This window comes from Candidatus Aramenus sp. CH1, assembly GCA_022678445.1.
Lineage (GTDB): Archaea > Thermoproteota > Thermoprotei_A > Sulfolobales > Sulfolobaceae > Aramenus.
The window spans coordinates 178006-191055 of sequence record JALBWU010000007.1 but is presented as its reverse complement, the minus strand read 5'-3'; the positions used below and the strand labels follow the sequence as shown (position 1 = coordinate 191055).

The window sequence follows — 13050 nt, the reverse complement described above, 5'->3', positions numbered from 1 at the left end:
CTATCAACCCCCAACTTATACCCGTTCTACGCCAACAACATGGGAAACCGAAGCTTATGACAGACGTCAAATGGAACTGCACGGCTCTGGCAATTGACATATACACGAGTAACGCCAATTGCATTACTCTCTACCTAGAGACCACGTACAACAACGTAAGCGTCTTCGTAAATGGACAGCCCTTAAATGTACAGTAAGTCAATTATTCTCAGCCCTACAAAGTCGTTCAAGTGTCAGCGTACCTTAACGCGGGGACCAGCACGATAATAGTAGCGACAAACCTAACCACGCAGAACAGCCTAGTACTTAACGCCAGCTCCACTTAGACGTCCTTTACGACCTCATCGACGTCAACTATAACTAATGGGTCTTCGCCCACCTCCCGAACCCTGCTGGGCTTTGCCGTGTACTTCGCCATAACGGGGATCGTATACCTCCTAGCCGATAAGGGCAAACGCCACCTTGCTACCATAGGTAGCGTAGGGGCTTCGGTAGTCAACTACTTGTTGTGGTTATGGGGGCTCCTCTACGTCCTACCTATCGGAATTGCCAGCTTGCTAGTCCTATTGGTGCTGTGGGTACTGAGGGGGAGAGGCAGTAGGGTATAAGGTAACCACGTACGTCCACCCATTCTGCGTTGCCCCGAAGCCTCGTTCTGATGTTACTATATTTAGCCCTAGGTGGGCTCAGCACGTCCTATCTAGAGTCGCTTGCCTTAAGCGGAAAGTAAGCTTTTTAGTTACCGGTGTTGTATCTTTATGTAGCCGGGTAGTCTAGCGGCCAAGGATCCAGGGCTCTGGCCCCTGGGACCCCGGTTCGAATCCGGGCCCGGCTACTAGGATACTCCCCCACACTCCCACCCCTATACTGAAAGTATTTAGCGCTTTCCTAAAAGCGACAGCTAAGATGGCTACTAACTGGTAATTGCCCTAAGGCTACTACCTCTATTAGCCCAGAGTTATCGCACACTCTATCTCACATGTATATAAGCTCCTTAACTCAAAGAGGGATTGAAGGACACCCCCACCTTAAGGTCTAGCGTGAGTACCGCCTTGGCCTTACCTAAAACGGCCTCTTTGACGGGCCGTCCTTTGATATTACAAGGTTTTAAAGTTTGGTGCCAACAGAATACTGAGGGTACAACTTTTGTTTGACTTTCTCAGGAGGAATGCCAACCCCAAGGACATCAACTTAAGGGACGAACTAGGAGAGTGGCTTGTCATATCCAAGAACCCTGAGATGTCTTTCCTTTACTGGCTCGTCCAGAGCACGCTGAAGAAGGCCGGAAGCAGGAAATTCGACGCCTACATCGTTGAGTTCTACAAGGACGACAAGATAAAGAACTTTGTCTCCTGCAAGACGCTAGTAGTCTCGAGGCAGAACGTGAGGGAACAGGACATCTCCAAGTACTTGGGAAAGGTCTCAGAGGACTTCGGCCTCCTAGGCGAGACCAAGGTCAGCAAGCTGAGGCTATGCGGGGAGCTCTTCATCTTCATCTACTTCGACCTAGTCCTGAGAAAGGTGAAAAACCACAGAAACCCGGTAAAGCTCCTCCTTCCCCCATTAGGGGTTAGGGCGTCCGAGATACCCTACACCCCGGAGGAACTGTTTTCAGAGATGTTGAGCAACTTGACCACCTCCAACTGCGTGGCCGACTTCGAGATCCAAGACGCTAAGCACGCGAGGATCATTGCTAACTGCGACAACCCCCCACAGTACGAGAGCCTAAAGTACGCCATGGCCTATTTCTCCGACCCTCTTGAGGTAAAGGTCAACGCTAAGAGGAGCGGGCCCATGAAGAACGAAGTGGAGATAGACGTATACAACTTTAGGACAAAGGCCCTAATCCCGCTGATCTGGGAGAACTTCATGCACACTTACGTCCAGTGTTGACCAGTAAACCGCACAAAATTTTTAACTCTTGGACGAATATAACTACTTGCCGCCGTAGCTCAGCCTGGTTAGAGCGCCGGACTCATACGGTGCTCTGGGATATCCGGTCGTCCGGGGTTCAAATCCCCGCGGCGGCATTTTTTGCCTAGTGGAAAGCGAAGTAAACTTTAATTCCAAAAATGGCAACTAATTTCATGCCACCGTAGCTCAGCCCGGCTAGAGCGCCGGCCTTGTAAGGTACAGCAGGAGAGCCGGTGGTCGCGGGTTCGAATCCCGCCGGTGGCTCTACTCTGCTTCCAAGTACCTCTTGAGGGCTTCCCTTATTATTTCGCTCCTGGAGATCCTCCTGTTTATGGCGTATAGGTCTAGCTTTGTCACTAGGTCTTCCTCCGCCTTAAAAGTGATCACTCGCATGGATCCCTCAGTATTACCTTCTAGCAAGGAGAATATATGAAAAATCTCTTTCATTTGTAAATTGAGAGGTGGGCGAAACTAATAGCCGAGCTCAGAAACTATTCTCTCGACGAGGTCCTTGACCACGCTCAAGTCGTTCTCGTCACTCAGGAATCCCCTGATCAATAGCCCCTCAGCTGCCTTCCTGTCAAACCCCCTGTTCTGGAGGTAGAACAGTTGGTCCTCGTTGACCCTGGAAATGGAGGCTGAGTGTTTTGCTGTCACTACCCTTCCAGTCCTCACCTCGAGCATGGGTGCTACAACTGCCTTTGCGTCCCTTCCTAGCATCAGCGCCCTTCCTATTATCGAGGTCGAGGAGTCAAAGGCGTTTTCCTCTATCCTAGCGTCTCCCCTTATGACGGAGAGGGAGTTGTTTGCGGCTATTGACTTCATAACTCCGTTGCTCACGCTTCTAGCTCCCTCATGGATCACGTCAGTCACCACGTCTATGTTGTTGTCCCTAGTGCCAAGGGCCTTTGCGTTGAAGGAGGCCGATGAGTTCGCTTGTAAGAGGGACTTGTACTGGACGTGTGCGTTTGCAGTGCCAGTGACGAATATTGACGTGCTTATTGAGCCCTCTACCCTAGCCTTAGAGTAAGAGAATACATTAGACGAGTTTCCCCCCTTTACGATTAAGCTAAAGTTCACCGCAGCGTTCTTCCCCACGTCTATGTAAATCGTGGAGCTCTGTGTGGCCTTGCCGTAGCCCTCAGCGTAGTACACCACCTCAAACACGTCTTCCTTTGCCTCCACCTCCACGTTGATTGGGGAGTACACGTCTTCGTCGGCGTAGTGGTAAATGAGGTACCTCCCTGGCCTATCTATCTTTACCTTTTTAGAGAGGGCCAAGTTTAGGGCCACTAGCTTGTGCTCCTTTGGCGAGATGCCCGCGTTTCCCGGAGAGTCCAGGGTCTCGGCCCCCTCTATTACGTTGTTTGCGACGAGGATTAGCTTGTAGTCCTTGAGGGGAGGTGTGAGGTCGGCTTTCCTTTTCCCTTCCCTTACCTCAAGGGAGAGGGAGTCGAAGGCGTTCCAGTTAGTGTAGTGCTTAAGCGTCGGAGAGTCGTTGATTACTTGGTAAGGGGACTTCACGTACGTTAAATAAAGCTCTTCCCTCTCTGCCTCGTGACCAAGCCTTTTGATGTAGCCCTTGGCCGACTCTTCTTTCACTACTCCCATTTAAGCTACAGCCCCTAACTTCTCCAACTCCAGCTTAATAATCTTGTTCAGCATTGTGGCGTACTCGAAGGGCAACTCCCTCATTATCTCATCTATGAAGCCCAGCACGAGCATTGAGGTGGCCTCCTTCTCGTTTATCCCCCTGTTCATCAAGTAGAACAGCTGGTCCTCGCTCATCCTAAAGGTGTGTGCCTCGTGGGCCACGTCAGCGTCGTCCTCGAACACTTGGTTGTGCGGGAAGGTGTAGGCCTTGGTCTTCTCGTCAAGCATCAGGGAGTCGCACTTCACAAAGGCCTTCGCCCCCGTGGCACCCTTGTTTACCCTAATTAACCCCCTGTAAATGTTGACTCCGCCATTAAAGCCTATGTTCTTGTTAACTACTTTACTCCTGGTGTTGGGGGCTGCGTGGATCATCTTGGAACCGCTGTCCTTCCACTCGCCCTCCCCAGAGGCCATGGTCACGACCAAGCTAGTAGAGGTGGCGTTCCTTCCCCTGAGTATGGTCGAGGGATAGACAAAGGAGTACTTTGAACCCAGAGAGCCCTCTACCCACTCGATGTTGGCGTTCTCGTCAGCCCACGCCCTCTTGTTGTTGAAGTTTATAACGTTCTTGCTCCAGTTCTGCACGGTGGTGAACTTTATGTGGGCGTCCTTCTTAGCGTAGAGCTCTACCATCCCGTCGTGGAAGGAGAACTTCTTGAACTGAGGGGCACTACAACCCTCGATGAAGTGGATGTAAGACCCCTCGTCTGCAACGACTAGAGTGTGCTCGAACTGGCCCTCCATCTCCGAGCCTATCACGAAGAAGCCCTCAACTGGGGTGGTTATCTTGACGCCCCTTGGGACGTAGACGAACACTCCCCCGCTCCACAGAGCCCCGTGAAGGGCGGCGAACTTGTGGTCTGAAGCAGGGAAGATCTTCATGAAGTACTCCTTGATCACGTCTGGGTACTTCTGGACAGCCTCTTCCGGTGGCATCATTATTACCCCCTTTTTCTTGAGCTCCTCCTTTACGTTGGCGTAAATGGGCTCAGACTCCAGGACGGCTACTAGACCTCCCAGGTACTTCTTCTCCGACTCTGGGATGCCGAGCTTATCGTAGTACTCCCTTATCTCCTTGGGTATCTCGTCCCAGTTGTTAGTCTTCTCTATCCCGGGCTTTACGTAGAGCTCTAGGCTTGAAACGTCAAGGGAACCGAGGAAGTCCGGTAACCAGTTGGGAGTTGGTAGCTTCTCAAAGAGCTCCAGCGACTTTAACCTTAGCCTGAGCATCCACTCGGGCTCCTTCTTGAGCTTTGAGATCTCCTCAATCGTGCTCCTGCTGAGGCCTGAGCTTACAATCCTCCTGTGGAATTCCTTCTCGTCAAGTTTCTCGTACTTTGCTTCTATCGAGGCGTTAAGGATCTCGTTTATGTCCAACGAAAGCTTTTCTTCCGGCATTTCGATCTTCCACCTTTAACTATGTTAAAGAAAAAATATAAACCTATGCTTTTAGTTCTTAATTACGCTCTCGTACCCCTTCTCGTCTATGAGCCTAGCGAGGCTCATGTCTCCAGAGGAGACAATCTTCCCCTTGTAAAGCACGTGGACCTTGTCAGCGTTGACGTAGTCCAAGATCCTCCTGTAGTGGGTTATTATCAAGTACCCCGTGTTTATCTCTTTCTTAAGCTTGTTAACTATTTCTGAGATTACTCTGAGCCCGTCAACGTCTACCCCTGAGTCAGGCTCGTCCAAGATGGCGAACTTGGGCCTTAGAATGAGCATCTGGAGTATTTCAGTTCTCTTCTTTTCGCCCCCACTGAATCCCTCAAAGATGCCCCTGTTAAGTAAGGTCTCTGATATCCCAACAGTCTTTGCGTACTCCCTAATGGTCTGGAACATCTGCATTACGGAGTCGCTGGAACCCCTCACTCTGTTCAGCTCTGCTACCAAGAGGGTGGAGAGCTTTACACCAGAGATCTCTACAGGGTTCTGGAAAGCTAGGAAAAGCCCCCGCTTTACCTTCTCGTCAGTCTCTAGGCTAGTTATGTCCTCTCCGTCTAGCGTTATCCTCCCCTTTGTTATCTTGTACTTAGGATGTCCCATTATGGCCAACGACAAGCTAGTCTTCCCGGAGCCGTTGGGGCCCATCAATGCGTGTATTTCTCCGCTCTTCACCTCAAGACTGATACCCTTAATCACTTCCTTGCCTTCTACCTCTACGTGAAGGTCCTCGATCTTAAGTACTGACATTTGATTTCACCACTATTTTAACCTCATGGAGTTAAGTTTCTTTCTATCCACGGCATGTCCTCTAGGAACAGTGTACACGAAGAGTTGTCCAGTGCTGACTCCAGGGAGCTGACTAGGTCTTCCATGTAGTTGACGAGCAACTGGTGCTTCTTCTGGTCTACGGTGGTCATGTTGGCCCTTACCTGTTTTATTATAGAGAGGCCGTTTGCGACCCTCTTTATGCTCGGGAAGAGCACGGTCATGACAACCTCGTCCAATAGGTCGTTTATCCTCTGCAGTGACTCCTTGATTACTCCCTTTTCCACCTCTCCAAGCTCCTCCGACTTAACTACGTTGTATATTTTGCTGATCAGGTTCCCGGTGTTGAGGAGAAGGATGGCGTTCATGACTATGAAGAAGTTCTTTGTCATGTTCCTCGCGGTGTCGTACCTTACGCTCACTATACGCCTTAGCAACATGTAGTAAATCCTCCTTAGGTCGTCGCTGTTTGCAGACTCCCTCGGAGTTTCGCCGTTCAAGTAGGCGACTATCTCGTCCACTTTCTTGGATATTACGTTAAGCATCCTCCTCAGCAACGACTCTAAGCCCACCTTCTCGGAGTCAAGTAGGCACTCCACCTTTATCCTGCCCTCAGACACCTCTGTTACCTCTGAACCGACCATCTGCTTTGTAACGTTTACTATTTCCTCTACGTCCTTCTGTACCAAAGGCTTTTTGGACTCGAACACGATCTCGTCGTAACCAAGGGAGTAAAGGCAAGGTATGATGCCGGGCATGGGCTGTTTTAAGGAGTCTATGTCGATCTTTATTGACCTCTTATTGGCCACGGTCTTGACCTTTTCCGCCAAGAGCTTTAACGACCCGTCCTCCGATACCTCAATGAGGATCTTGTCCCCGGGCTTGATGTTCCAACGGTTTATCCACTTCTTAGGTAAGGTGATAAACAGGGAGGATGAACCCAACTTTTGGACTTTCCTAGTCTCAATGTCCTTGGAACTGTCTACTTCCTCCAATTTGAGTCAACAATATGTTCTATGTTAAACGCCGTTTATAAATGTGTTGCAAATCGTATATAACGGGTTATGAAAGCCTATTTTTAAGATTCAACCTTCTTTATGATAATTCTTATGAAACCTTTACTATTTTCTACCTTTATGTCATACTTATCATATTTTTCTGGAATCGGTAACCTCAAGGAGTACTTCCTCCCCTTTTTGTCTTGGCAGGAAAAGAAGAGACTTCTGGACTCCGCCTTTACGTAGACGGTGGAGTAGTTCACGAAGGGCACGTCGACTACGTAGTATAGGGCTTCCCCTTGCTCATAGATCGTATAAAGGGGGGTCAAGCCTTCTATGGTCCTTTGCATCTCCTCGAAGAACTCCTCCATCTCCTTCTCCTGCTCTCGCATTAGCCTCTTAAATAGCTCGTAAAGATCCCACGTGGCAGGCATCTTAGGTCACGTGTAGGTCATTGGCTTCCCTAGGGTATACGAGGGGAGCTCCTTCTTTGTCTGTTCCATGAGGCCCCTTATCCTCTCCCTTATCTCCTCAGCCTGATGTAGGAGGGAGCTCACGTCTACTTTGAAGCCTATGTACTTAGAAAGGATATCCAAGGCTACAGCCGACGCCTCTGGGTCTGGGAGGTCAAGGAAGGACTCTACTGCTATGACAAAGTTGTCTATGCCTGCCCTCCCCGACTCCATGAGTATTGGAGCGTAGGGCCCAGCTATGTAGCCGTCCCCGAACTTCTGCATTAGCCCAGTCTTCTCTAGTTCTACCGAAAGTTGGGCGTTGTTGGAGATCCAGTAAACGTTTGGTCTGTCGATCTCTAGCCTGTTCTGTATGGGAATGCCGGTGATCGAGATTATCTTGCTGACGTCGTACTTCTTTGAGTACTCAACGACTAGCTTCGCCAAGGGGTAAATAGCGTTTGAGGGAAGGGCAGTCCAAGCGTGGAAGACTATTATCCCTGGCGACTGGGAGTAGTAAAGCCTTAATGGCGACCTGGCAATCCCGTCAGTAACGTGCATTATTGGGGGGATGTACTTTGTCGAGTACACCTCCCCGAACTCCTTAAGGCCGAAGTTCTCTATCAAGAACTCCGTGGCTATCGACCCAACCAGTCCTGCATCCGGAAGGCCCACAATCAAGTAAGTGGGCTTTGAAATAACCGGTGTAATGCGCTCTATTACCTCAAATTCTGGGGTCATCAATCTCCCCTTATCTTCTCACTATACTTTTCTGCAGTTAATAATTTTTCTACCTCAGCCTTGTTTGCCACCTTTAGCTTAAATATCCACCCAGCTCCGTATGGATCCCTGTTTATTAACTCTGGTTCGCTTATGAGATCTTCGTTTACCTCAACTACGGTTCCGCTGAGCGGGGAGTAAATATCAGCTGCGGCCTTTACCGACTCCACCACTGCTATGCTCTCCCCCATTTTCACCTCTCTTCCCACTTGTGGCAGTTCCACTCCAACTATGTCCCTGAGCTTCTTCTGGGCGTAGTCGGTTATACCCACAGTGACTATCTCGCCTTCTATCTTTACCCACTCGTCGCTTTCGGTGTAATATCTGTCCTCCAAGACCTCGTACTTCCCTACCTTCATTGTACCTTCACCAGTGGAAAGTCTGTTAACTTTACCGAATATTTTTTACCCCTCACTTCAACATGGACGCTGTAACCTAGGACGAAGTTCCTCGAATTCACGTAACCCATGCCTATGACCCTTGAAAGGTAGGGAGAATAGGTGGAACTGGTGACGTAACCTACTTCCTTGTCCAGAAGCTTCAGCTTGTTGCCGTTCCTTGGCAACGATCTCTCTCCCTTGTTCATCTTAAATCCCACCCTCAACTTCTCGACGCCGTTGGCCAAGTACTCCTCCACTTTTGCCTTTCCTATGAAGTCCTTCTCCAACGAGAACACCCAGTACCTAGCCTCAACGGGGTTTACGCTCTCGTCGATGTCCTCCCCATAGAGGACGAAGCCCATCTCCTGCCTTAAGCTGTCCCTGGTGATGAGCCCTGCGGGGGTCATTCCAATACTGATTAGCTTTTCCACTAGCCTCTTCCCCGTCTCGACGTCGGCCCAAACCTCTACCCCCTCTTCCCCCGTCCACCCAGACCTGCTGAGCAGGAAGACCTTCTCTCCCATGAACTCGGCGTTGAGCTTGAAATGCAGTGGCTCTAGGTCAACCCTAGCCAAGTAGTTCCAAACCTTCCTCCCCTGTATAGCGAGCATGACGTACTTAAAGGTTAGGTCCTCTACCTCCAGCGAGGAGTTCTTCCTGATCCACTGGATATCCTTCTCCCTGTTTACAGCGTTCGTAACTACTAGGAACTCGTCGTCTGACAGCTTGTAAACCATTACGTCGTCCACGAAACCCCCCCTGTCATTAAGGAAGGCTGTGGGTCCAATCATGACGTTGTTTTCCTTCCTTGAGACCGTTTTGGCCACTAGGGTCTCCACTTCCGATATCTTCCCCTTGAGCCTCAGTCTGCCCATGTGGGAGAGGTCGAAAAACGCTACCTCTTGCCTAACCGCCATGTGCTCCTTTTGGTACGAGGAGTACTCCATCGGCATTCTCCAACCAGCAAACTCCCCAAAGCTTGCCCCCACCTTTTCCTCCACGTCATAAAGGGGTGTACTTAACATTATTACCTATTAGATACATCTCATCAAGATATTTATATGGAAATGCATCCCTGGCTTCCGAACTTAGGCGACTTGAGGGAGATGTTGAAGGAAATAGGGGTAAAGGACGTTGAGGAGCTCTTCAGCGACGTTCCAAAGGAGATCGTCCTCAAGAGGGAGCTAAACGTAGGTTACGGCAGACCGCTGTCGGAGTACGAGATCGCCAGGAGGCTCGAGGAACTTAGCGAGAGGAACGCGAAGTTACTTTACCCTCCCTTCCTAGGGGGCGGGGTTTGCCCCCACTACGTGCCCTATGCCGTGAAGATGATAGTCTCTAGGTCAGAGTTCTACACCGCTTACACCCCCTATCAGCCAGAGGCAAACCAAGGGCTTCTGCAGGCCCTCTTCGAGTACCAGAGCTACATGGCCGAGCTACTGCAGATGGAGGTCGTGAACTCCTCCCTCTACGACTGGGCCGGGGCTTTAGCTGAGGCGATATTAATGGCCAACAGGATAAACGGAAAAAGGAAGGTTCTCGTACCAGCCAACGCAAACCCAAACCACCTAAAGGTGGCGGAGACATGGGCGAGAGGAAAGGGAATAGAGCTAGTGAAAGTGAAGTACAACGAAGAGGGAAAGATTGACGTTGAAGACCTAGAGAGGAAGCTTACAGACGACGTAGGGGCCGTGTACCTGCAGACGCCAAACTTCTTTGGAGTCTTCGAAACCGAAGTAGAAGGCGTGGTGGAGCTTGCGAGGAAAAGGGGTGCCTTAACTATAATGGGCGTTAACCCGTTGGCTCTAGCCCTCATAAAACCTCCTGGGGAGTACGACGTTGACATAGCTATTGGAGACGCGCAGGAGCTGGGCATACCATTAAGCATGGGCGGTCCCTCCCTTGGCGTCTTTGCTACTAGGTGGGACGCAAAGTTGGTGAGGCAGATGCCGGGGAGAATAGTGGGGTTGACTAAGGACTCGTTTGGAAAAGAGGGGTTTACGTTAATCCTCCAGACAAGGGAGCAGTTCGCGAGAAGGGAGAAGGCCACTTCGAACATAACCACAAACGAGGCCCTCATGGCGATAGCGGTCGCGGTCTACCTCTCCTTGTTGGGAAGGAACGGCTTAAAGGAACTTGCGGAAGAGGTATACTTGAGGAGTCACTACGCTACTAAGTCGGTGGAGAGCAGAGGCATAGGAAAGAGGAAGTTCCTCGGGGACTTCTTTGAAGAAGTGACGCTGACTTTCCCTGTTGAGTACCAAAGGATTCACGAGAAGTTGCTCAAGGCTGGTCTACACGGAGGACTTAGAATAGACGACTACTCCGCGGTCTTCTGCTTCACGGAAGTGCACCCCAAGAAGGCAATAGACTTGCTGGTTGATAAGGTGGAGAAGGTGGTCAAAGGTGTGGAGACAAGCTAAGTGGGACGAGCCGTTAATTTTTGAATACAAGGGAAAGGGAAGGAGAGGGATGCTGATACCTAGGGAAGACGAGATAAGGAAAGAGGTAAACGTTAGCCTCCCTAATAAGATAAGGAGGAAAAGGGAGGCAGAGTTGCCGGAGCTGAGCGAACTAGAGGCGGTAAGGCACTACATAAGGCTGTCCCAGATGAGCTTTGGGGTAGACACAGGGATGATGCCTCTCGGCTCCTGTACCATGAAGTACAACCCGAAGGTGGAGGAGATGTCCCAGTCACTGGTGGAGAACCTCCACCCTCTCCAAGACGTCAGTACTGTCCAGGGAGCACTAGAGATGCTTTACGAGATGCAGGAGTGGATAGCCGAGGTCACAGGAATGGACAAGTGTAGTTTCCAAGTGCCTGCTGGCTCCGCGGGAGAACTGGCAGGGGTCTTAATGATCAAGAAGTACCACGAGGAAAAAGGAAGGAGAAGGGACGAGATGCTCGTGGCTGACACTGCCCACGGAACAAACCCTGCTAGTGCGTCCATGGCAGGTTTCAAGGTGGTTTACATAAAGTCCAACAACAGGGGGCTTGTGAACCTAGACATCCTTAAGGAGGTGGTCAACGAAAATGTCGCAGGGTTCATGCTAACTAACCCAAATACTCTAGGCCTCTTTGAAGAGGAGATCCTGGAAATATCGAAGGTAATCCACAGCGTAGACGGAATGCTCTACTACGACGGGGCAAACCTAAACGGAATACTTGGAGTTGCAAGGCCAGGCGATATGGGGTTTGACGTAGTACACGTCAACCTCCACAAGACTTTTGCAGTACCCCACGGGGGAGGAGGGCCTGGTGCTGGAGCTATCTGTGCAAAAGGTGAGATGGCAGAGTACCTACCTTACCCCATTGTGCAAAAGTCCGGTAAGGGTTACTCTCTCTATTACCCAAAGAAGTCCATAGGAAAGATCTCAACGTTCTTCGGCAACGTGGGCAACGTAGCTAGAGCTTACACGTATATACTGGGCCTAGGACCTCAAGGTGTTTCTGCTGTAGGCAAAATGAGCACAGTGGCTACCAATTACTTAATATCTAGGCTACGGGGAATTAGGGGACTGGAGCTACCTTTCCCCGGCAAGTACAGGAAGCACGAAGTGGTGTTCAGTGCAAAGCCCCTGATGAACGACACAGGAGTCACCGCGTTTGACGTCGCAAAGGCGCTCCTGGACAGGGGGTTCTACGCTCCCACCATATACTTCCCACCCATAGTAGAGGAGGCCTTAATGATAGAGCCAACTGAGACCGAGACTAGGGAGACTTTAGACAAGTTCGCAAACGCCCTAAAGGAAATCCTAGCAGAGGCTTACTCTGACCCAAAGAAGATCTCGGGAACCCCTCTCAATGCCTCTGTGGGAAGACTAGACCAAGTTACGGCTAACCACCCAACCACGGTAACTCCAACCTACCTCGTGAAAAAATTAAGGGAGGAGAACAAAATAGGAGCTCTCAGATAAGCGAGTTGAGCAATATCGATATATAGCCTAAGTAAGGGATCGAGAAGATGACCCCGTGGTACTCGTCGACTTTCCCCAACACCAAGTTTGAGGGAATTCCGGGCAGTGGCTCTAGACCTATTTGGTTGTCCGGCTTTGGGTTCGATATCTTGTCGACTCCCTGCGTAACGTAGTACTTTTCTCCGTTATAGTAGTTCACGCTGACAACTCTATGTATAACGTAAGCTCCTACGGTAGGGGATTTGTAGATGATTATGTTCCCAAGGGAGACGTTATGAGGCGACGTGTAGAAAGTTAAGGCCCCGTTCTGGAACGTTGGGTACATGGAGACACCTTCTACGCTGGCAGAGCTGATGATATTGGAGAAGTAGAGAACGTAAATGAGCACTATAAACCCAACGATGAGGATGTCACTCTTCTTCATCCAAATCACTTATGTCCAACTCTATTATCTCTCCCCTGTCCTCTTCCTTCTTCCCCTTTTCCTCTCCGAATTTCTTCACGCCCTTCTTCCCCTCGATCTCTACTGAGTCCCCTCCTGCCTTGATTTTAGACACTACTGCCCTCCACCGATGACCGCAGTTTGGACAGACGTATGAACCCATTACGGTTATGGTTATCCTCCCGTAGGCGTCTGGCAAAGGAGAAACCAAGTTCCACGTCTTTACTGGCTTATCCACTACAGTCCCACAATTTGGGCAAACATTGGAGTCCTTCTGTTTCTTAGGCATGTGAAAAACCTTTGTT

At 50.2% G+C, this 13050-nt stretch carries 16 protein-coding genes and 3 tRNA genes; 8 read left to right on the top strand and 11 right to left on the bottom strand.

Going from position 1 to position 13050, the window contains the following annotated elements; translation table 11 throughout:
* Positions 1-56 precede the first annotated feature (56 nt).
* From MPF33_07060 to MPF33_07035, 6 genes are all read left to right on the top strand, one after another.
* Complete coding sequence (locus tag MPF33_07060) at positions 57-197, top strand: hypothetical protein (GenBank protein MCI2414985.1); 141 nt, start codon at positions 57-59, stop codon at positions 195-197.
* A gap of 207 nt (positions 198-404) precedes the next feature.
* Complete coding sequence (locus tag MPF33_07055; protein MCI2414984.1) at positions 405-608, top strand: hypothetical protein; 204 nt, start codon at positions 405-407, stop codon at positions 606-608.
* Positions 609-762: 154 nt separating this feature from the next.
* Positions 763-835: transfer RNA gene (locus MPF33_07050), tRNA-Gln, on the top strand.
* Positions 836-1146: 311 nt separating this feature from the next.
* Complete coding sequence (locus MPF33_07045) at positions 1147-1893, top strand: hypothetical protein (protein ID MCI2414983.1); 747 nt, start codon at positions 1147-1149, stop codon at positions 1891-1893.
* 48 nt (positions 1894-1941) lie between these two features.
* Positions 1942-2030 (top strand) — tRNA-Met (locus MPF33_07040).
* Between the two features lie 59 nt (positions 2031-2089).
* Positions 2090-2178 (top strand) — tRNA-Thr (locus tag MPF33_07035).
* Here the strand turns inward: MPF33_07035 and MPF33_07030 are convergent.
* The 9 genes from MPF33_07030 to gcvT form a co-directional block, all read right to left on the bottom strand.
* Positions 2179-2307, bottom strand: a complete 129-nt coding sequence (locus MPF33_07030) for a ribbon-helix-helix protein, CopG family (GenBank protein ID MCI2414982.1) — start codon at positions 2305-2307, stop codon at positions 2179-2181.
* Between the two features lie 78 nt (positions 2308-2385).
* On the bottom strand, positions 2386-3525 hold the full coding sequence (locus MPF33_07025) for a SufD family Fe-S cluster assembly protein (GenBank protein MCI2414981.1): 1140 nt from the start codon (positions 3523-3525) through the stop codon (positions 2386-2388).
* A complete protein-coding gene (sufB, locus tag MPF33_07020; protein MCI2414980.1) occupies positions 3526-4965 on the bottom strand; it encodes a Fe-S cluster assembly protein SufB in 1440 nt (479 codons plus the stop codon).
* A gap of 51 nt (positions 4966-5016) precedes the next feature.
* Positions 5017-5757, bottom strand: coding sequence for a Fe-S cluster assembly ATPase SufC (gene sufC, locus MPF33_07015; protein ID MCI2414979.1), 741 nt, complete (start codon positions 5755-5757; stop codon positions 5017-5019).
* A gap of 23 nt (positions 5758-5780) precedes the next feature.
* Positions 5781-6770: an AbrB/MazE/SpoVT family DNA-binding domain-containing protein gene (locus tag MPF33_07010; GenBank protein ID MCI2414978.1), complete on the bottom strand. Its 990-nt coding sequence runs from the start codon at positions 6768-6770 to the stop codon at positions 5781-5783.
* Positions 6771-6853: 83 nt separating this feature from the next.
* Positions 6854-7207, bottom strand: coding sequence for a hypothetical protein (locus MPF33_07005; protein ID MCI2414977.1), 354 nt, complete (start codon positions 7205-7207; stop codon positions 6854-6856).
* 6 nt (positions 7208-7213) lie between these two features.
* The gene (locus tag MPF33_07000; protein ID MCI2414976.1) at positions 7214-7966 is read right to left on the bottom strand and encodes a proteasome assembly chaperone family protein; all 753 of its coding nucleotides are present in this window, start codon (positions 7964-7966) and stop codon (positions 7214-7216) included.
* Positions 7966-8364: a glycine cleavage system protein GcvH gene (gcvH, locus tag MPF33_06995; protein ID MCI2414975.1), complete on the bottom strand. Its 399-nt coding sequence runs from the start codon at positions 8362-8364 to the stop codon at positions 7966-7968. The genes MPF33_07000 and gcvH overlap by 1 nt, the downstream gene beginning before the upstream one ends.
* Positions 8361-9410, bottom strand: coding sequence for a glycine cleavage system aminomethyltransferase GcvT (gene gcvT / locus MPF33_06990; GenBank protein MCI2414974.1), 1050 nt, complete (start codon positions 9408-9410; stop codon positions 8361-8363). The genes gcvH and gcvT overlap by 4 nt, the downstream gene beginning before the upstream one ends.
* 36 nt (positions 9411-9446) lie before the next feature.
* Between gcvT and gcvPA the strand changes: the two genes are divergently transcribed.
* Positions 9447-10808: an aminomethyl-transferring glycine dehydrogenase subunit GcvPA gene (gcvPA, locus tag MPF33_06985; GenBank protein ID MCI2414973.1), complete on the top strand. Its 1362-nt coding sequence runs from the start codon at positions 9447-9449 to the stop codon at positions 10806-10808.
* Positions 10792-12303 carry an aminomethyl-transferring glycine dehydrogenase subunit GcvPB gene (gene gcvPB, locus MPF33_06980; GenBank protein ID MCI2414972.1) on the top strand — a complete coding sequence of 504 codons (1512 nt, stop codon included), beginning with the start codon at positions 10792-10794 and terminating at the stop codon, positions 12301-12303. Before gcvPA ends, gcvPB begins: the two co-directional genes overlap by 17 nt.
* On the opposite strand, the gene MPF33_06975 is transcribed toward gcvPB, so the two are convergent.
* Both MPF33_06975 and MPF33_06970 read right to left on the bottom strand, forming a co-directional pair.
* Positions 12296-12733: a signal peptidase I gene (locus MPF33_06975; protein MCI2414971.1), complete on the bottom strand. Its 438-nt coding sequence runs from the start codon at positions 12731-12733 to the stop codon at positions 12296-12298. The genes gcvPB and MPF33_06975 overlap by 8 nt on opposite strands.
* A complete protein-coding gene (locus MPF33_06970) occupies positions 12714-13034 on the bottom strand; it encodes a chromatin protein Cren7 (protein ID MCI2414970.1) in 321 nt (106 codons plus the stop codon). The genes MPF33_06975 and MPF33_06970 overlap by 20 nt, the downstream gene beginning before the upstream one ends.
* Positions 13035-13050: the final 16 nt, after the last annotated feature.